20 protein-coding genes are annotated in these 18,862 nt (G+C 66.0%); 7 read left to right on the top strand and 13 right to left on the bottom strand.

Annotation, left to right across the window (positions count from 1 at the left end):
- Positions 1 to 60 precede the first annotated feature (60 nt).
- Positions 61 to 813: an SDR family NAD(P)-dependent oxidoreductase gene (locus FBZ93_RS07590; protein ID WP_050423074.1), complete on the bottom strand. Its 753-nt coding sequence runs from the start codon at positions 811 to 813 to the stop codon at positions 61 to 63.
- A 146-nt stretch (positions 814 to 959) separates the two neighbouring features.
- Positions 960 to 1,601, bottom strand: a complete 642-nt coding sequence (gene pdxH / locus FBZ93_RS07585) for a pyridoxamine 5'-phosphate oxidase (RefSeq protein WP_146985297.1) — start codon at positions 1,599 to 1,601, stop codon at positions 960 to 962.
- A gap of 108 nt (positions 1,602 to 1,709) precedes the next feature.
- On the opposite strand from pdxH, the gene FBZ93_RS07580 reads away from it, so the two are divergent.
- Together FBZ93_RS07580 and FBZ93_RS07575 are read left to right on the top strand one after the other, a co-directional pair.
- Positions 1,710 to 2,147 carry an RT0821/Lpp0805 family surface protein gene (locus FBZ93_RS07580; RefSeq protein ID WP_146985296.1) on the top strand — a complete coding sequence of 146 codons (438 nt, stop codon included), beginning with the start codon at positions 1,710 to 1,712 and terminating at the stop codon, positions 2,145 to 2,147.
- 124 nt (positions 2,148 to 2,271) lie between these two features.
- On the top strand, positions 2,272 to 3,237 hold the full coding sequence (locus FBZ93_RS07575; RefSeq protein ID WP_146985295.1) for a DnaJ C-terminal domain-containing protein: 966 nt from the start codon (positions 2,272 to 2,274) through the stop codon (positions 3,235 to 3,237).
- 388 nt (positions 3,238 to 3,625) lie between these two features.
- Here FBZ93_RS07575 and FBZ93_RS07570 read toward each other — a convergent pair whose 3' ends face one another.
- Together FBZ93_RS07570 and FBZ93_RS07565 are read right to left on the bottom strand one after the other, a co-directional pair.
- On the bottom strand, positions 3,626 to 4,390 hold the full coding sequence (locus tag FBZ93_RS07570; protein WP_146985294.1) for an anti-sigma factor family protein: 765 nt from the start codon (positions 4,388 to 4,390) through the stop codon (positions 3,626 to 3,628).
- A gap of 66 nt (positions 4,391 to 4,456) precedes the next feature.
- On the bottom strand, positions 4,457 to 4,945 hold the full coding sequence (locus FBZ93_RS07565; protein ID WP_050423071.1) for a sigma-70 family RNA polymerase sigma factor: 489 nt from the start codon (positions 4,943 to 4,945) through the stop codon (positions 4,457 to 4,459).
- A 243-nt stretch (positions 4,946 to 5,188) separates the two neighbouring features.
- On the opposite strand from FBZ93_RS07565, the gene FBZ93_RS07560 reads away from it, so the two are divergent.
- The 4 genes from FBZ93_RS07560 (at position 5,189) to FBZ93_RS07545 (ending at position 9,096) form a co-directional block, all read left to right on the top strand.
- Positions 5,189 to 5,788 (top strand): histidine phosphatase family protein, encoded by a 600-nt coding sequence (locus FBZ93_RS07560; RefSeq protein WP_146985293.1) that lies wholly within the window; start codon positions 5,189 to 5,191, stop codon positions 5,786 to 5,788.
- 75 nt (positions 5,789 to 5,863) lie between these two features.
- Positions 5,864 to 6,952, top strand: a complete 1,089-nt coding sequence (gene aroC / locus FBZ93_RS07555; RefSeq protein ID WP_146985292.1) for a chorismate synthase — start codon at positions 5,864 to 5,866, stop codon at positions 6,950 to 6,952.
- Between the two features lie 50 nt (positions 6,953 to 7,002).
- On the top strand, positions 7,003 to 8,196 hold the full coding sequence (locus FBZ93_RS07550; protein WP_146985291.1) for an adenylate/guanylate cyclase domain-containing protein: 1,194 nt from the start codon (positions 7,003 to 7,005) through the stop codon (positions 8,194 to 8,196).
- 12 nt (positions 8,197 to 8,208) lie between these two features.
- A complete protein-coding gene (locus FBZ93_RS07545; RefSeq protein WP_146985290.1) occupies positions 8,209 to 9,096 on the top strand; it encodes a DMT family transporter in 888 nt (295 codons plus the stop codon).
- A gap of 7 nt (positions 9,097 to 9,103) precedes the next feature.
- Here the strand turns inward: FBZ93_RS07545 and FBZ93_RS07540 are convergent, their stop codons facing one another.
- Both FBZ93_RS07540 and clpS read right to left on the bottom strand, forming a co-directional pair.
- Positions 9,104 to 9,769: a hypothetical protein gene (locus FBZ93_RS07540; protein WP_146985289.1), complete on the bottom strand. Its 666-nt coding sequence runs from the start codon at positions 9,767 to 9,769 to the stop codon at positions 9,104 to 9,106.
- Positions 9,770 to 9,958: 189 nt separating this feature from the next.
- Positions 9,959 to 10,264 carry an ATP-dependent Clp protease adapter ClpS gene (gene clpS, locus FBZ93_RS07535; protein WP_021076758.1) on the bottom strand — a complete coding sequence of 102 codons (306 nt, stop codon included), beginning with the start codon at positions 10,262 to 10,264 and terminating at the stop codon, positions 9,959 to 9,961.
- 237 nt (positions 10,265 to 10,501) lie between these two features.
- Between clpS and FBZ93_RS07530 the strand changes: the two genes are divergently transcribed.
- Positions 10,502 to 11,353, top strand: a complete 852-nt coding sequence (locus tag FBZ93_RS07530; protein ID WP_050423067.1) for a DUF1194 domain-containing protein — start codon at positions 10,502 to 10,504, stop codon at positions 11,351 to 11,353.
- A gap of 91 nt (positions 11,354 to 11,444) precedes the next feature.
- Here FBZ93_RS07530 and FBZ93_RS07525 read toward each other — a convergent pair whose 3' ends face one another.
- From FBZ93_RS07525 to FBZ93_RS07495, 7 genes are all read right to left on the bottom strand, one after another.
- Positions 11,445 to 12,269, bottom strand: a complete 825-nt coding sequence (locus FBZ93_RS07525; RefSeq protein WP_146985288.1) for a nucleotidyltransferase domain-containing protein — start codon at positions 12,267 to 12,269, stop codon at positions 11,445 to 11,447.
- A 53-nt stretch (positions 12,270 to 12,322) separates the two neighbouring features.
- Positions 12,323 to 13,564 carry a class I SAM-dependent RNA methyltransferase gene (locus FBZ93_RS07520; protein WP_146985287.1) on the bottom strand — a complete coding sequence of 414 codons (1,242 nt, stop codon included), beginning with the start codon at positions 13,562 to 13,564 and terminating at the stop codon, positions 12,323 to 12,325.
- The gene (locus tag FBZ93_RS07515) at positions 13,557 to 14,330 is read right to left on the bottom strand and encodes a TlyA family RNA methyltransferase (RefSeq protein ID WP_246667388.1); all 774 of its coding nucleotides are present in this window, start codon (positions 14,328 to 14,330) and stop codon (positions 13,557 to 13,559) included. Before FBZ93_RS07515 ends, FBZ93_RS07520 begins: the two co-directional genes overlap by 8 nt.
- Positions 14,331 to 14,350: 20 nt before the next feature.
- Complete coding sequence (locus FBZ93_RS07510) at positions 14,351 to 14,914, bottom strand: nucleoside 2-deoxyribosyltransferase (protein WP_146985286.1); 564 nt, start codon at positions 14,912 to 14,914, stop codon at positions 14,351 to 14,353.
- A 158-nt stretch (positions 14,915 to 15,072) separates the two neighbouring features.
- Complete coding sequence (gene dxs / locus FBZ93_RS07505; protein WP_146985285.1) at positions 15,073 to 17,001, bottom strand: 1-deoxy-D-xylulose-5-phosphate synthase; 1,929 nt, start codon at positions 16,999 to 17,001, stop codon at positions 15,073 to 15,075.
- Positions 17,002 to 17,544: 543 nt separating this feature from the next.
- The gene (locus FBZ93_RS07500) at positions 17,545 to 17,796 is read right to left on the bottom strand and encodes an exodeoxyribonuclease VII small subunit (protein ID WP_146985284.1); all 252 of its coding nucleotides are present in this window, start codon (positions 17,794 to 17,796) and stop codon (positions 17,545 to 17,547) included.
- Between the two features lie 125 nt (positions 17,797 to 17,921).
- Positions 17,922 to 18,848, bottom strand: a complete 927-nt coding sequence (locus FBZ93_RS07495) for a histone deacetylase family protein (RefSeq protein ID WP_146985283.1) — start codon at positions 18,846 to 18,848, stop codon at positions 17,922 to 17,924.
- Positions 18,849 to 18,862 lie beyond the last annotated feature (14 nt).

Genomic DNA, 18,862 nt, shown 5'->3' with positions numbered 1-18,862 from the left:
ATGGATTGCTTCGTCGCTGTCGCTCCTCGCAATGACGGCGTGGCACGAATTGACGGCAGCTCAGACGTGCTGGCCACCATTGATGTGGATCTCGGCGCCGTTCACGTACGAGCTGGTTTCCGTGCACAGCACGTAGATGATCTTGGCGACCTCGTCCGGGGTGCCGAGGCGATGCATCGGGATCTGCTGGTCGACGATCTTCTCGGTGCCGGGCGACAGGATCGAGGTATCGATCTCACCCGGGGCGATCGCGTTGACGCGAACGCCGACGCGGCCGAAGTCCGACGCCATCTCGCGCGTCAGCGCCGCAAGCGCTGCCTTCGACGTCGCGTAGGCCGCGCCGGCAAACGGATGCACGCGCGAGCCGGCGATCGAGGTGACGTTCACCACCGCGCCCTTGGCATGCTTCAATTCCTCGATCAGCCCGCGCGCGATCATGATCGGCGCGAAGAAGTTGACGTGGAAAACATGGGTCCAGGTCTCGATGTCGGTGTCCATGGTGCCGAGCCGGCCGCCGCCCACAGCCTTCGGCGAGATCGCGGCATTGTTGACCAGCGCGTGCAGCTCATCATTGTCCAGCCGCTGCCGGATCTCCGAGATCGCGCGCACGGTGTCGTCATGGCTGCCGAGGTCGACCTCGATGTGGTCTTCCGGCCCGGCGCCCCAGGGGCAGACCTCCGGAAACGCGTGCCGCGAGAGGGTGATGACGCGCCAGCCGGCGGATGAGAACCGGATCGCGGTGGCATGGCCGATGCCGCGGCTCGCGCCGGTCAGGAGCAGCGTGCGCCGCGGTGCATTGGATGGGCGGGTCATCGACGGTTTCTTTCGTTTTCGCCATGCGCGGCACCGTGCCGGCATCGACGTCTTCGAACGAAGAGGAGATCAGGACGTCGATGGCCGGGTCATCTTACACGAAGACGCGCTTCGCGCTTTCGCCCTTCCATGACAGTCGCGGGTTTTCAGGGATAGAGCCGCACCTTCGACCATGCGTGACCGGCGTCATCGCGGCGGAATTCGATGCGGTCGTGCAGGCGGAACGGGCGGTCGTGCCAGAACTCGAAGCGCTGCGGCGTGATCCGCCAGCCGCTCCAGCCCGGCGGCCGCGGCACCTCGCCGATGACATACTTCGCGCCGACCTTGGCGATCGCCTGCTCGAAGGCGAAGCGGCTCTCGAGCGGCTGCGATTGCTTGCTGGCCCAGGCGCCGATCTGCGCCTGCTTCGGCCTTGTGGCGAAATAGGCGTCGGCCTCGGCATCGGCGACTGGCGTCACCGGCCCGCGGATGCGCACCTGGCGGCGCAGCGATTTCCAGTGAAACAGTAAAGCGGCCTTAGGATTTGCGGCCAATTCGCGGCCCTTGGCGCTCGCAATATGGCTGTAGAACACGAAGCCGTCGGCATCGAAGCCCTTCATCAACACCATCCGCACGTCGGGCAGCCCGTCGGCATCGACGGTCGCGAGCGCCATCGCGTTCGGATCGTTCTGCTCGGACTTGACCGCTTCCGCAAACCATTCAGCGAACAGGGCGAACGGCTCCTCCGCCGCGGTGAAATCACCCGATGTTAACGGTGTCGGGTGTTTGATGGAGGTCGTGTCGGTCATGTCAGGAGTCCCGATTTGCATTCGCCCGCGTCCGAGAGCGCGTTACTAGCCCTATATAGGGCATGGGGGCGCGTTGGCCTATCGGCGATCCATCCCGCGGGCGCGGTGGTGACATTGATCCTGATCGGCGTCGGCGCCAGCGGCTGCAGCCTGTCGCGCAGCGATGCCTTCGCCAAGATGGACGACAAGGATGTGACGGGCTCGATCGGCCCGACCCAAGTCAATTCGACCCAGGTCAATTCGGCCCAAGTCAGTGCTGTGATGCCGACCGACAGCGATCTCGCCTTTGCCCGCAACGCGGCCTCCGACGTGCTGACCAAGGGCGACAAGGATTCCAGCCAGCCCTGGGAAAATCCCGAGACCGGCGCGCGCGGCTCGGTGACGCCGCTGGCGCAGGCCTATTCGGGCGAGGACGGCAAGACGTGCCGGGATTTCCTCGCCAGCTATGTTAATGGAGCCACCGAGAGCTGGCTGCAGGGAGCCGCCTGCAAGGCTGGACAGGGGCGGTGGGAAATCCATAGTTTGAAGCCTTGGAGAAAGTCCTGAGAGTTCCGGCAGAAGCCGGTACCGGCCTAGTTGCAAAAATGCCACTGAGCCCCCACATGGAGGTAAGGTGGGCCCGGATGGGTTCCCGGCCAGGACTGATTTTCCCGTGAAGGAGACGTGACGGATGCGCGACCCCTATGAGGTCTTGGGGGTGCAGCGGAGCGCCAGCGCTGCGACGATCAAGAGCGCCTATCGCAAGCTCGCCAAGAAGCATCACCCCGATAACAACAAGAACGACCCGAAGGCGGCCGCCCGCTTTGCGGAGATCAACACGGCCAACGAGATCGTCGGCGACGAGGACAAGCGCAAGCAGTTCGACCGCGGCGAGATCGATGCCGAGGGCAAGCCGCGCTTCCAGGGTTTCCCTGGCGGTGGCGCCGGCGGCCGTGCCGGTCCGGGCGGCGGCTTCGAGTACAGCTTCCGCGGCGGTCCCGGCGGCGGCGGGATGGGCGGCGGCAGCTTCGAGGACATCCTCAACAGCATGTTCGGCAACGCCGCGCGTGGCAGCGCTGGCGGCCGCACGGGGCGAGCCGGCCCGTTTGAATTTGACGGCGGCGGGGTCGGCGTCGACCTCGATCTTTCGGTCGCCATGACGGTGTCGCTGGAGGAATCGGTCAGGGGCGGCGACAAGCGCGTCCGCCTGCCGACCGGCCGTGAGCTCAACGTCAAGATTCCGCCCGGCGTCACCGCCGGCCAGCAGATCCGGCTGAAGGGGCAGGGCGACACCGCGCAAGGCCACCCGCCCGGCGATCTCCTGATCACGATCTCGATCGCGCCGCACCCGTTCTTCAAGGTCGACGGCAATGATCTGCGGATCGACCTGCCGGTGACCCTCTACGAGGCGGTGCTGGGCGGCAAGGTCCGCGTGCCGACGCTCGGCAGCGCGGTCGAGCTGTCGATCCCGAAGAACACCTCCAGCGGCCGCACCTTCCGCCTCAAGGGCAAGGGGCTGTCGAAGGCGGGCGCTGTCGGCGACCTCTACGTCACGACCCGCATCATCCTTCCCGACGGGAACGATGCCGAGCTTGAGGCATTGATGCAGACGTGGCGGGAGCGAAATCCCTATAATCCGCGCAGCGATCTCGGCTGACCGCCGGGAGCGCGCCCCAGAGACGCGAAGACGCGAAACTGCAACTACCCCGGACTCCACCGGGGTAGACGCCGCGCCGTGAGCGCGTCAAAGGATGACCGGCCGTCCGAACTCCTGGTCTGCGGCGTGCAGACCGGATGGCGGAAAAAGGAGTGCGGCCTCGAGAGGGGGACCAGCGCGGTACACAAAACCCCAATCGAGGCCGCGTGCGCCGATCGGCGGATCGGGCGCAGATCATCTTCGCGTGAACATCCGGTGCGATAATGAGACGCGTCGATGACACGAATCGAAGTTTTCAATGTCGGAATTGGGACGCCGAGTGAGGCTGGATTCACTTGCTCGAAACGGCACATTTTCACGCCGTGATCTCCCGTAAAATTACGGGAGATCAGCCGCCGTTCTTCTCCATCTGATCGTAGACCGCCCGCGCGACCTGGGTCAGGCGGGTGCGGTCGGTGCCACCGCTGACGACATAGGCGACGCCGCGATCGGCCCAGAACAGCGCGCCGTCGCTGCCCTGCGCGGCGTAGCGCATCTGGGTCGCCTCGGTCTTTGCCTTGGCGGTGTAGACCGTGAAGCGCTCACCGGACGTGCTCTCATACATCAGGAACGACGCCGGCCCGCTCGGCCCCGGCAGCAGGCGGCCGCCGACCAGCTTCAGCCCGCTGAGGTCGGGGGCGCGGACGTCCCAGCCGCAGCGCTTGGTCAGCCATTGCTGCAGATGGTCGCGCTCGCTGCCGGGCACCTCGACCGGATGGCGGACCTCGACCACGTAGAGCCGATGCGCGTCGAGCGCATCGAGCGTGAAGCTCTGGAAGGTCGAGGGCGCAGCGGTAGCGCCCCGTGCGACCCAGCCGACGCCGCCGCCGGCGATGAAGGCGGCAAGCGTCGCCGCTACCGCGCCATAGACCCAGCGGCGCGGCTGGCGCACCAGCCGCTCGAGCTCGAGCCGCTTCGGCACCGCCTCGTCCAGCACGCCGTCGTAGCGCGCATGCAGCGTCTCGGCCATCGCGCGCCATGATTGCACCCGTGCCGCGTCGTCGGGATGGGTGGCGAGCCACGCCTCGACGTCGCCGCGGCGTTCGGCCGGCAGCTCGTTGTCGACGTAGGCGTGCAGCTCGTCTTCGGTGACGGGAATGTTCGGGTCGGTCATATCAGTCGTCTCTGCCAAATCCTGTTCGAAAATCGCTCATCGTAACGTCTGCCATCGCGCACATTATCATTTCACCCGCCTCAGCGCCGGACGCTGGCCCTCGATCGAGGCCCGCACATGGGCGCGCGCGCGGGCGAGGCGGGACATCACCGTGCCGATCGGCACGCCCTGGATGTCGGCGACCTCGCGGTAGCTCATGCCCTCCAGCATCACGAGCAGCAGCACCGAGCGTTGCTCCTCGACCAGCGTCGACAGCGCGCGCTCGATGTCGCGGCCTTCGGCCTCGGTGCCGCTGGCGTCGGCGTTGTTGTCGAGCAGCGGCATGAAGGCCGGCCGCCGCGCCAGCGAACGCCGCCGGTTCTTGTTCAGATTGGTCAGGATCGTGTAGAGCCAGCTCCTGACGTCGCCGCCGAGAAACAGCCGCTCCGAGCGCAGCGCGCGCACCAGCGTGTCCTGCACCAGGTCGTCGGCGATATCCGTGTCACGCACTAGCGCGCGCGCATAGCGGCGGAGCGCTGGAATCATGGCTTCGACACTTTGACGAAACGCGGTCATGCATCCAGTCTTCGATGGTCGCGGCGATGGCCGCCTTGTCAAACATAACACCCAAACGACGTGCCTATTCCGGTTGCGCCGACCTGCGCGCAGTGCGGCTCTGCTGCGGCCGATTTGGGCTTGTCGCCAGCCAAAGTGCTGGTGTACCTCCGAGCCGAAAAAATCCGAAGCGTGGAAGCCGAAGCGTGGAAGTCTTGGGTCAGGCGCCCGACAGCTCGCTCACAGGGACCAGCGGTTACGGGAATGCCGGTGCCAACGATCTACTACATCCGTCACGGCGAAACCTCGTGGAACGCCGAGGGCCGGCTTCAGGGCGTGCAGGACATCGCCCTCAACGAGCGCGGCCGTGCCCAGGCGGTGCATGCCGGCCGCATCCTTGCCGATCTCCTGGCGCGCGCCGGCCGTGACAAGACGACGCTGCCATTCGTCGCAAGCCCGCTGATCCGGGCGCGCGCGACCATGGAGCTGGTGCGCACCGAGCTTGGCCTGCCGCCGGGCGATTACGCGCTCGACGCGCGGCTGCGCGAGATCGCCTACGGGACCTGGGAGGGCTCGACCTTGGCGCAGGCGCAGGCCGCGGACCCTGTCGTCTATGCGCGCCGCCTGGCCGAGAAGTGGCAGGTCGCGCCGGAGGGCGGCGAGAGCTACGTCGACGTGCAGGTGCGGATGACCGAATGGTACGGTTCGGTGACGTCAGACACGGTCGCCGTCGCCCATGGCGGCACGGCGCGGGCGCTGATGGTCGCGCTCGGCTTCGAGACGGCGGCCTCGGCCGCCGACCTCACGATCGAGCAGGGTGCGGTCTACGTGTTCGGCGCGGCGGGGCTGCAGAAATATAGTTAAAGGCACCCGGTCGGCCGCGTCTTTGGGGGCATGAAACCCGTTTGACGCTGCCCACCCCGCGCGTTACGACACGCCATGTCCTTCAATACTTTCGGCCATATGTTCCGCGTCACGACCTTCGGCGAGAGCCATGGGGTTGCGATCGGCTGCGTGGTGGACGGTTGCCCGCCGATGATCCCTCTGACGGTGGAGGAGATCCAGCACGACCTCGACCGCCGCAGGCCCGGCCAGTCGCGCTTCACCACCCAACGCCAGGAGCCGGATGCGGTGAAGATCCTGTCCGGCGTGATGGCGCATCCGGAAAGTGGCGTGCAGGTGACGACCGGCACGCCGATCGCGTTGCTGATCGAGAACACCGACCAGCGCTCGAAGGACTATTCCGAGATCAAGGACAAGTTCCGTCCCGGCCATGCCGACTTCACCTATGAAGCGAAATACGGCCTGCGCGACTATCGCGGCGGCGGACGCTCCTCCGCACGAGAGACCGCGACCCGCGTCGCGGCCGGCGCGATCGCACGAAAAGTCCTGCCCGAGGTCAAGGTGCGCGGCGCGCTGGTGCAGATTGGCCCGCACAAGATCGACCGCGAGAAATGGGACTGGGACGAGATCGCAAGGAATCCGTTCTTCTGTCCGGACAAGGACAAGGCGGCGTTCTTCGAGAGCTATCTCGACGGCATCAGGAAGAGCGGCTCCTCGATCGGCGCCGTCATCGAGGTCGTTGCCGAAGGCGTGCCGGCCGGTCTCGGCGCGCCGATCTACGCCAAGCTCGATAGCGATCTGGCCTCGGCGATGATGAGCATCAACGCGGTCAAGGGTGTCGAGATCGGCGCGGGCTTCGGCGCCGCCGAACTGTCAGGCGAAGCGAACGCCGACGAGATGCGGACCGGCAACAACGGCACGCGTTTCCTGTCCAACCATGCCGGCGGCGTCCTCGGGGGCATCTCGACCGGCCAGCCGGTGGTGGTGCGCTTTGCGGTCAAGCCGACCTCGTCGATCCTGACCACGCGCCGGACCGTGGACCGCAAGGGCGCCGATACCGACATCCTGACCAAGGGCCGCCACGACCCCTGCGTCGGCATCCGGGCGGTGCCGGTGGGCGAGGCGATGATGGCCTGCGTGCTGGCCGATCATTTTCTGCGCGACCGAGGGCAGACCGGGCGCTGATCCCCTATATACTGGCGATCACCGGATCGGGTGCTCGCCTGGGGAATGCCATGAACGCGTCGGAGCTTCGGGACATCATCAAATGGATGATCGGCGGCGCGCGGTCGGCGCCGACCCCACCGCAGATGATGGCGGAATGCTGCGAGCGCCTGGTGCGAGCCGGCCTGCCGCTGTGGCGCGTCGGCGTCTTCGTGCGCACGCTGCATCCCGAGATCTACGGCCGGCATTTCTTCTGGAAGCCCGGCTCCGAGGTCGAAACCGGCACGGTCGATCACAACATCCTGGACTCCCCCGAATTTGCCGTCAGCCCGCTGCCGATCGTCTTCAAGCAGGGAATTGAAGTGCGCGCGCGGCTCGACGACCCCGCCAGCAAACGCTTTCCCGTTGTCGTGGACCTGCAGGCCGAGGGCGTCACCGACTATTTCGCGGTACCGCTGGTTTACACCGACGGCTTCGTCAATGCCTCCAGTTGGACCACCAAGCAGCCGGGCGGCTTCACCGAGGAGCAGCTCGATGCAATCCGCTCGATCACCGTGCCGCTGGCGCGCTACATCGAGATCGTGACGCTGCGCCGCACCGCCTCACTACTGCTCGACACCTACGTTGGCAACCGCGCCGGCGAGCGCATCATGGGCGGCCAGATCCGGCGCGGTCACGCCGATACGATGGATGCCGCGATCTGGCTGTCCGACCTGCGCGGCTTCACCGCACTGTCGGACCGTTTGCCGCCCGAGACCGTGGTGGAGATCCTCAACCTCTATTTCGATTGCCAGGTCACCGCGATCCGCGAGCATGGCGGTGAGGTGCTCAAATTCATGGGCGACGGCCTGCTCGCGGTGTTTCCGGTCGACGAATATCTCGGCGACGAGGTGCAGGTCTGCTCACGGGTGCTGGAGGCGGCGCGCGCATCCCGTGCCGGGGTCGAGGCGCTGCAATTTCCCAATGGCGATGCGGTCGAGCGCTTCCGCTTCGGCGTCGCGCTGCATCTCGGGCGCGTGCTCTATGGCAATATCGGCGGCGGCAACCGGCTCGACTTCACCTGCATCGGCCCGGCGGTCAATCTCGCGGCGCGGCTGGAGAAGATCGCCGGCCGTCTCGGCCGCACCGTCGTCGCGTCCGAGCGCTTCGCCGGCCTCCATGACGGCGGCTGGAGCGATCTCGGCGAGTTTCCGATCGCGGGGTTCTCGAAGGCGGAACGGGTCTATGGCCTGTTCGACGAAGCGCCGATTGCTGCGGCCAGCTAGCGTCGGTGCGACGTGACTGAGACGGACGCGCAGCATCGCACCGGGATTGCGCTGGTCGTGGCGGCCGCGGCCGCCTGGAGCACCGCGCCGTTCTTTACCCGGCTGCTGCACTTCGATTCCTGGACCATCCTGTTCTGGCGCGGGCTGTTCGGCGGCGGCGCGATTGTGCTGTTTCTGGTCGCGACGCAAGGCCGGCGCGGCGTGCACGATCTCGTCGCGATGCCGTTGAGCGGATGGCTGGTGGCCGGTCTCTCGACCCTGGGCATGGTGACGTTCATTCCGGCGCTGCAACTGACCAGCGTCGCCAATGTCGCAATCCTGATCGCGATGCAGCCGTTTGCGGCCGCTGCGATCGCCTGGCTTTGGCTGCGCGAGCGGGCGCGACCCGGCACATTGCTGGCGAGTCTCGTCGCGCTCGCGGGCGTCGCCATCACCGTCAGCGGCGCCGGGGGCGTCACGGATTACAGGGGCATCGGGCTTGCCTGCGTGATGGTGCTCGCGATCTCGCTGATGACGGTGGTGATCCGGCGGCACAGGGGCACGCCGATGATAGCAGCCGCGGCGCTCTCCAACTTCCTCGGCAGCGCCGTTAGCCTGCCGTTGGGGCTCGGCATCGGCGCGGTCGGCGGCGCCGATCTCGGCGTGCTCGCGATGTTCGGCGCATGCCAGGTGGGTCTCGGCCTCACTTTGTTTACGGTCGGCTCGCGATTCCTGCCGTCCGGTCAGGCATCGCTGATCGCAACCCTCGAAACGCCGCTGATGCCGTTCTGGGTGTGGCTGGCGTTTGCCGAAGTGCCGTCGCTGCGTGCCCTGATCGGCGGCGCGCTGGTGATGGGCGCCGTCGTGGCCGACATCGTGCTGAGCCAGCGGACGCAACCCGCGCAGCCGGCGGAGCGGTGAGGAGTCGCTATCCGCCGCGCGCGTAAGACTGCTTCAGGCCGAAGGTCAGGATCGACAGCGTGATCCATAGCCGCAGCATGGCGAAGCTGAAGATGAAAACGACGTAGACCAGGTTCTTGATCGGCTGGCCCGTCATCGAAGTCTGCCAGAATTGCCAGATCGCGGTGCGCACAAGCTGCTGCCCGTAGCCGAGCGCAACGTTGATCGCGCCAAGCACGAGCACCGCGGCGCCAAGCCAGAGCGCGTGCCGGCCAAGGTCCCTGACGGCGGCAAACAGCGCGACGCGGCCGCCATTACCTTCCGCGTTGACGATCATCATCAGCACCAGGGCTGCGATCGCAGCACTCCAGAACCGGCCGAGATCGGCGCCCTGATCGAAGGCCATGCCGTCGAGGCCCCACAGCAGGTGCGGTGCAAAACAGGCGAAGCCGATCGCCGCAGTGGCGAGTGTCGCGATGATGATCACAAGCACGATCCGCCACAGGATCGACCGCGACAGCCTGATCTGCTCGGCCAGCGTCAGTTCGCCGAGCGATGATTGACCCCCGGCAGCCTGGATCGAATCCCGTGCCGTCGCGAAGAAGGCGAGCAGCACGCAGATGTCGGCCAGCACCAGCGCGGGCAATATCAGGCCCGGCTTGCCGAAGCCGACGATCCTTATCGCCGTCGCCATGACAAGCCATGGCAAAGCGGGCAGGGGGCGGAACGGACCGAACGAGGTCTCGGGGCGACTCTTCCGCAGGGACAATTGTTGGCGCAGTGCGACGGACATGCCGCGTTCGTGCCATGCGATCCCTAAAGCAGCGGTGGCTGCGATCGATAAAATGCGCGGCAAGGCCTGCGGCAAACTGGCGCTGGCGCGCTATTCCTCGGGCTCGGTGGTGAACAGCAGCGGATAGCCCTTGGCGCGGCCGGCGTCGGTGGCGCGCGTCGCCTTGGTCTCGGCGACGTCCCGGGTGAAGACCGCGACCACGCAGACGCCGCGCTGATGCGCGGTCAGCATCACCTTGTAGGCCTGGTCGTCGGTCATGCGGAATTCGCCCTTCAGCACGGTGACGACGAATTCGCGCGGCGTGTAGTCGTCGTTGACCAGGATCACCTTGTGCAGGCGCGGCCGCTCGACCTTGGTCTTCGTCCTGGTTTTCGGCTTGACGACGGTATCGGGCATCGCACTCCCTCGCGATTGCTCCGTAAGAATACCGTCTTCCGGCACATCTTGGAACCGTTCGATTTGCACGGCGTCATTGCGGCAACGGCACGGCGCGTGTTGCCTCATGCGTGACGTCTAAACCTGCGGGCGTCTAACTTGCAGGCCTCTAACTTGAATGTGAAGGACAGATGATATCTGCGCTTTTCGCCGCCTGATTTGCATGTCACCATAACGGCACACGACGGGAGGGCCGCAATGCGCTGGTATGTCTCGATCGGAGCGGTGCTTGTCGCGGGCATGTTGGCCAGCGGCGATGTGGCCGGTGTTGCCGCGCCCAGCCCGGGAACCCAGGTGGGCCATCGCGTCGCTGAAAAGGAATCCACGCCGAGCGTCGACATCGAGTTGATCATCGCGGTCGACGTCTCCTATTCGATGGACATGGACGAGCTCGCGATCCAGCGCGAGGGCTATGCCCAGGCGATCGTTTCCAAGGATTTCCTGCAGGCGCTGAAGGCCGGCCCGAACGGCAAGATCTCGATCACCTATTTCGAGTGGGCCGCATCCAACGACCAGAAGGTGATCATTCCCTGGCGGGTGATCGACGGCCCTGAATCGGCGGACGCGGTCTCCGCCGAGATCATGAAGACGCCGGTGCGCCGCGCCTCGCGCACCTCGATCTCGGGCGCGATCTACTTCGCGATTCCGATGTTCGACGAGAACCCGCATCGCGGCATTCGCCGCGTGATCGATATTTCCGGCGATGGGCCCAACAACAACGGCACGCCGATCACGCCGGCGCGCGATGCCGCGCTCGACAAGGGCATCGTCATCAACGGCCTGCCGATCATGGTGAAGGAGCCGTCCTATTCGACGATGGATATCGAAAATCTCGACTACTACTACGAGGATTGCGTGATCGGCGGGCCCGGCTCCTTCGTGGTGACGATCAAGGACCGCGAGAAGTTCAAGGAGGCGATCCGCACCAAGCTGCTGCTCGAAGTCGCCGGCCGCACCCCCGAGCGCCCGGTGGTGCGGACCGCCGAGAAGGAGCCGCGGGTGAGCTGCACGATCGGCGAGAAGATCTGGCAGGACCGCTGGGGACGATGATCTTGTAGGGTGGGTAGAGCGCAGCGAAACCCATCATCGCGCAGCGGGTTCGAAGTGATGGGTTTCGGTGCGCTCTACCCATCCTACGGGACTACGATGTCTCCCGGAGCTCACTCTCCAGCACGTGCAGCGTCCGCAACGCAGCCGCGTAGTCCGCAACTCCGATCTGCCGCCAGACTTCGGCGACGCGCGCGGCGAGGTCACGAACCGTCACCGGAAAATCCGCAGCCTGCGCCAGCGCGCCCTTCTCGTTGATCAGATACTGCCCGTTCAGCGCAAACAGCACCTGCGCGACGCAGGCCAGCGCGCGATAGGCGCAGCCGGCGATGTGCGTAGTGTCGCCGCGCGGCACGGCAAGCGCGGCATTCTCGATCGCGAACAGGATTTCCCATTGAAAGCGCCGGAGCAGCGCGTCGCGCAGGGCGGGCGGGTAGGGCGCCGTTCTCGCCTTCAATGCCGCGATGATGCCATCGGGATCATGCAGCTGGCGGCACAGCGCGACCTCGCCCATCCAGATCGCCGAGCAGAAGCCGTGCGGATGGCCCGGCTGGTAATGCATGCCGATCTCGCCGTTGCGGCAGGCGTCGATAACGGCCGTGACCTGTTCGACGCTGCGGTAGAGCAGGTCGACCTTGTGGCCGTCGATCGCGAGCCAGGCGCCGCCGACGATCCACGGCCCCCATTCGCCGATTGCTGTCACATTCACGGCAGCGGGATCGTCGACCAGGCCCATGACTGCCGCGCGCAGCCGATCGATATCGAGGCCGGCGCCATCCCGATAGTAGAGACCGAGATCGTAATCAGAGGCGTCATGCGCCGTGCCGCGCGCCCGCGAGCCGCCGAGCATGATGGCGGCGACACCAGGCACGGCGGCGAGGACGGGAATGATGCGCGCAAGCAGCGGATCGTGGGACATGCGATGCGGATTATAGCGAGACCGCCGCACGCTGCGATAGGCGCAACGATGTCTCAGCGCGCGAAGCGCGCCACCAGCTCGACATGCGGCGTATGGCGGAACTGATCGACCGGCGTGACACCGGCGATCCTGTAGCCGCCATCGATCAGGATCCTTGCGTCGCGGGCAAAGGTCGCGGCGTTGCAGGACACCGCGACGATCACCGGCACCTTGCTCGCCGCCAGCTGCGTGACCTGCGCCTGCGCGCCCTGCCGCGGCGGATCGAACACGACGGCGTCATAGTCGCGCAGCTCTTGCGGCATCAACGGGCGGCGGAACAGGTCGCGCGCCTCGGCCTTGAGCGGCTTCAACCCGGGCGTTGATTGCGCGGCCTTCTGAAGTGCCGCGATCGCACCCGCGTCGCTGTCGAAGGCCGAGATCCGCGCCTTCTCGGCGAGGCGCAGCGCGAACGGGCCGACGCCGCAGAACAGATCGGCGATGTGCTTGGCGCGGCCGCAATGCTCGCGAACCAGCGCAGCCAGCGTCTCCTCGCCCTTGACCGTCGCCTGCAGGAACGAGCCCGGCGGCAGCACGACTTTCGCCTTGCCGATCGCAATCTCGGGCGAGCCGCGCTGCAGCACCAGCTCGCCGTGCCGCGTCAGCCGCGCCAGCCGGTGTTTCTCCGCAACCCGCGACAAGGTGGTGATCAGGCTGGTCGGCAGCGCGCCGGACCCGCGCACGTCGATGTCGAGGCCGTTCGCGGTCGCCGTCACCTGGATGTCGAGCGGCTTGCCGATCGAGATCAGCGGCTCGGCTGTGGCCCAGGCTGCCTCGAGCGCACCGTCGAGCACGGGGTCGAGGATCGGACAGCGATCGACCGGGATGATGTCATGCGAGCCAGCGGCGGCGAAGCCGACCTTGAGGACTTCGTGGGTACCCATGCGTCCGTGCAGCGTGATGCGGCGTCGGCCGGCGCCATGGGCGTCGCGCAGCGGCGCGACCTCAGTCGCGATCTTCGCCTGGGCCAGCGTCTCGACCACGATGTTGCGCTTCCAGGCGTGGTAGGGCGCCTCGCTCCAGTGCTGGATCGCACAGCCGCCGCAGACTCCGAAATGGGGGCAGAACGGCGCAATGCGCTCGGGGCTTTCGTGCACGACGCGCAGCAGCCGCCGCCGGTCGGGATGATTGCCGGGGACATCCTCGACCTCGACCGTTTCGCCGGCCAGCGTATAGGGCACGAAGATCGACTGTGCACCATCGATCGCGACGCCGTCGCCGCGGTGGCCGACATGGCCGATCGTGAGCAGCTCAGCCACGGCGCGCGCCGAGGAAGAATTCGATATTGCCGTCGCCGCCCGATATCGATGACGGAAACACCTCGATGTCGGTGCAGCCGAGCGAGGCGGCAAAGGCTGCGATATCGTCGCAGATCTCCTGATGCACCATCGCATTGCGGATGACGCCGCGCTTGGAGTGCTTGCGGGCCGCCTCGAACTGCGGCTTGATCAACGCCAGCAGATGCATCGGGGCCGCCGCCAGCGACAGCGCCACCGGCAGCACCAGCTTCAGCGAGATGAAGCTGACATCGATCACGACGATATCGGGCCGCGCCGGCAGTCGCTTGCCCTCATAGTTCCTGATGTCGGTCTCCTCCATCGAGACGATCTTCGGATGGCCCTGCAGCGAGGGATGCAGCTGGCCGTGACCGACATCGATGGCGAACACCAGACTCGCGCCGTTGGCGAGCAGCACCTCGGTGAAGCCGCCGGTCGAGGCGCCGACGTCGAGGCAGACATGGCCCTCGACGTTGATCGGATAATGCTCGAGCGCGCCGGCGAGCTTGACGCCGCCGCGCGAGACATAGGGATGCGCCGGCTCGGCCGTGAGCTCGGCGCCGGGCGCGACGATCTCGGACGCCTTTGCAATCGGCTTGCCGTCGGCGGTGACGAGGCCGGCGTCGATCGCGGCGCGCGCCCGCGCCCGGCTTTCGAACAGGCCGCGCTCGACCAGCAGCACGTCGATGCGCTTGCCGGAGGATGCGCTATTGTCGTTGTCGCCCGCCTTACTCACTTGCTTGCTCACTTACTTGCTCACTCACTTGCTCACTTGGCGCTCTGCCGGCGCTGCGTGGCGGCGAGCCGCACGCAGGCCTCGAAGGAGGTGAGGTCGTGCCAGAGGTCGGTCGCCGGCTCCCGCGGTGTCACCAGCGGGCTGCCGTGCAAATCGAGCGCGTGCATCATCATCAGATTGTCGGGCAATCCAAACTCTTCCACCGTCAGCCCCTCCGCGTCGATCAGGCGTCCGTCGGATGCCGGCACGACCTGGCTCAGCCGCGCCACGCGATTGGCGTAGGACGTGGGATCGTTCGAATAGGCGAGGCACAGTTTGCTGCGTCCCGCCATGTAGCCGAGTTCGTAGACGGTGCCTGCGTCGGCACTGGGGCCGCGAAACGGCGTCAAATTGGCGATGATGGCGTCGGCGGACTCCATCATCGCCTCGTTGCTCTTGAAGATGGTGAGCGAAGCGCCGGCGACGGTGGGATTGATGCTGTTGTCGAGCGGATACAGCCCGGTCAGCCCGTGATAGGCGCAAACCTCCGCCTTGCGGCGGCCGATCTCCACGGCATCCGGCAGGAACACGTCAGGACCTGCCAGATAGATTCTCATGGACTTGCCCAGGACAAGATCGACTTGAAACCTCTCCCATCGGGAGAGGTCGCGCCGGAGGCGCGGGTGAGGGGTTACGCACTTTCATGGGACCTCACCCCCTCACCTGGATCGCTCGCCCGATCCGACCTCTCCCCGGTGGGAGAGGTGGAACGCGATTACGCGAGCTTGACGGTCTCGGTCTTGTAGTCCTTGCCGAGGGTCTCGAACACCTTGGCAACGATGCTCTTGGCGTCGAGACCGGCGCGGCCATACATCGCCGCGGGCGTGTCGTGGTCGAGGAACACGTCGGGCAGGATCATCGAGCGGAACTTGAGCATGCCGCTGTCCAGCATCGCGTTGTCGGACAGGAACTGCATGACATGCGAGCCGAAGCCACCGATCGAGCCTTCCTCGATCGTGATCAGGATCTCGTGGTCGCGGGCGAGCTTCATGATCATCTCTTCGTCGAGCGGCTTCATGAAGCGCGCGTCGGCGATGGTGGCGGAGAGGCCGTGGGCCGCGAGCTCGTCGGCCGCCTTCTCGCACTCGGCGAGACGGGTGCCAAAGGAGAGCAGCGCAACCTTCTTGCCTTCGCGGATGATGCGGCCCTTGCCGATCGGCAGGGCAACGCCGACTTCCGGCATCTCGACGCCGCGGCCTTCGCCGCGCGGATAGCGCAGCGCGCTCGGGCGATCGTTGATCGCGACCTGGGTCGCGACCATGTGCACCATCTCGGCCTCATCGGAGGCCGCCATGATCACGAAGTTCGGCAGACAGCCGAGATAGGCGTTGTCGAACGAACCGGCATGGGTCGCACCGTCGGCGCCGACCAGGCCGGCGCGGTCGATCGCGAAGCGAACCGGCAGGCTCTGGATCGCGACGTCATGGACCACCTGGTCGTAACCGCGCTGCAGGAAGGTCGAGTAGATCGCGCAGAACGGCTTGTAGCCTTCGGTGGCAAGGCCCGCGGCGAAGGTCACCGCATGCTGCTCGGCGATGCCGACGTCGAAGGTGCGGTCCGGGAACGCCTTGTTGAAGATGTCGACGCCGGTGCCCGACGGCATCGCCGCGGTGATGGCGACGATCTTGTCGTCCTTCTGCGCTTCCTTGACGAGGCTCTGGCCGAACACGTTCTGGTAGGCCGGCGCATTCGGCTTGGCCTTGGCCTGGGTGCCGGTGGCGACGTCGAACTTGACGACGGCGTGGTACTTGTCGGCGGAAGCTTCCGCCGGACCGTAGCCCTTGCCCTTCTGGGTCACGACGTGAACCAGGATCGGCCCGGTCTCCATGTCGCGGACGTTCTTCAGCACCGGCAGCAGATGGTCGAGATTGTGACCGTCGATCGGGCCGACATAGTAGAAGCCGAGCTCCTCGAACAGCGTGCCGCCGTCCATCATGAAGCCGCGGGAATATTCCTCGACGCGGTTGGCGCGGTTGGCCAGGATCTTCGGCAGGCGCTTGTTGATCTGCTTGGCGGCCTCGCGCAGCGAGCGGTAGGTCTTGCCGGAGTAGAGCCGCGACAGATAGGCGCTCATCGCGCCGACCGGCGGCGCGATCGACATGTCGTTGTCGTTGAGGATCACGATCAGGCGCGAATTCATCGCGCCGGCGTTGTTCATGGCCTCATAGGCCATGCCCGCCGACATCGCGCCGTCACCGATCACGGCGATAACGTTGTTCTTGCCGCCGGAGAGATCGCGCGCCACGGCCATGCCGAGGCCGGCCGAAATCGAGGTCGAGGAGTGCGCCGCGCCGAACGGATCGTAGTCGCTCTCGGTGCGCTTGGTGAAGCCGGAGAGGCCGCCGCCGGTGCGCAGGGTGCGGATGCGGTCGCGGCGACCGGTCAGGATCTTGTGCGGATAGGCCTGGTGGCCGACGTCCCAGATCAGGCGGTCGCGCGGGGTGTCGAAGATGTAGTGGATGGCGGTGGTCAGTTCGACCACGCCGAGGCCTGCGCCGAAATGGCCGCCGGTCACCGACACGGCGTCGATGGTTTCCTGGCGGAGCTCGTCGGCAACTTGCCGCACCTGCTCGACCTTCAGCTTGCGCAGGTCATCGGGCGTGTGAATAGTGTCAAGAAGCGGCGTTTTACTAAATGTGGTCACAGCGAATTTCCAATTTTTGCCTGTCGGAACGAACCGCCCGACGCGAGATGGGTTGGCGCGCACATCGCGCAGCGAAAGCCAGACACTGGGTGCCGCCCCGGCAGACCGTGCCTGGTTGTAAGCCTAGATTCACTCCGGATTGGACCACGTGATACGCATCACCTTGGTCGCTCTTCACCCGTCCCGGTTCAGTTTTGTCGAACCATTTGAGATGCATGCCGCCCGAAAAATCGGGCCGCCGGCCACCCTCAAATGCCCATAGAACTGGAAGCATTACACCAAAGCCGTAACCAAAGCCAACCCGATAGGCGGCGCAGGGTTCCTATGCGCCGTCTTGAAAAACCTAGACTTTTCAATGGTTGGCACCCGGAGCGGGTTCCAATTTGGCCATTTTAGCGGCAACCGGCCGGTCCGGAACGGCCCGATTCGCGGCCGCGCCGGTCGCCGCGGTCACCCCGCGGCGTGATCGATCAATGGAAATACGCAGCAACAATTGCCCGCGGTGGCGGACATCCTGTCGCAGGGTCGCGGCGGTCGGCGGCGTTACTGCACGTCGAGCGGTTCGGTCCCGGATGCCTGGCCCGAGGCGTCGGTGGTGATCTTGTCGACGCGGGCTTCGGCCTGGCGCAGCAATTCCTCACAGCGCCGCTTCAGTGCCTCGCCGCGCTCGTAGATCGCGACCGATTCCTCAAGCGGGACCTTGCCGTCCTCGAGCCGCTTGACGATCGATTCGAGTTCCTCGATCGCGCCTTCAAAGGAGAGCTTCTTGACGTCGGCTTGAGTATTTTCGGCCATCATGTGTTCCCAGTGCGCCGATCAGACCGTGATCGGATCTTGTCGTCCAAGCATGACCCGTCGCAGGCCATGCTTGCCCCGGCGCAGAATCAATCGAATTTTTGCGGGCGTATTGTGGCGGGTATTTAGGCGCCCATCAATGCGGTGACATGAGATGCCACCGACTCTTTCAGGCCCTCGAGGTCGTAGCCGCCTTCCAGCACGGAGACGACGCGGCCGCCGGCGCTCTTGTCGGCGAGGTCCATCAACTTGCGCGTGACCCAGCCGAAATCCTCGCCCGTCAGGTTGATCGAGGCCAGGGGATCGCGGTGATGGGCGTCGAAGCCCGCCGAGATGACGACGAGTTCGGGAGAAAACTTCTCGAGCTGCGGCAGGATCAGGTTCTCGAAGGCGGAGCGGAATTTGACGCCGCCGTCGCCGGGCGCGAGCGGCGCGTTGACGACGGTGTCGTGCTCGCCGCGTTCGCCGGCAGCTCCGGTGCCGGGGAACAGTGGCATCTGGTGCGTCGAGCAGTACATCACGGTCGGGTCGGCCCAGAAGATGTCCTGCGTGCCGTTGCCGTGATGGACGTCGAAATCGACGATCGCGGCGCGCTTGATGCCGTATTTGCGTTGTGCGTGGCGCGCGGCGATCGCGACATTGTCGAAGAAGCAAAAGCCCATCGGCGTCGATTTCTCGGCGTGATGCCCGGGCGGGCGCACCGCGACGAAGGCGTTGTGGTGTTTGCCTTCCATGACAGCATCGGTGGCGGCCACCGCGCCGCCGACACCGCGCATCACGGCTTCCCAGGTGCCCGGCGACATCGAGGTATCGCCGTCGATATAGATCATGCCCGAGGTCGGCGCGATGTGGCGCAATTCGCCGACATAGTGCTCGCCATGGCAGAGCAGCACGGTGTCGAGGTCGCCTTCCGGCGCGAGGTCGCGCACCAGCGCCTTGAAGCGATCCTGACCCAGCACCTCGGCGACCGCACGCAGCCGGTCGGGGCGTTCGGGATGTCCGGGTGGGGTCAGATGATCGAGGCAGGCGGTGTGCGTCAGAAGCAGTGTCATGCAAATTCCCGGCG

The sequence above is a fragment of the Bradyrhizobium macuxiense genome, from assembly GCF_007993935.1.
In the GTDB taxonomy this organism is placed as follows: Bacteria; Pseudomonadota; Alphaproteobacteria; order Rhizobiales; family Xanthobacteraceae; genus Bradyrhizobium; species Bradyrhizobium macuxiense_A.
The sequence above is the reverse complement of the archived record's forward strand: the minus strand, read 5'-3'. Positions and strand labels throughout refer to the sequence as shown.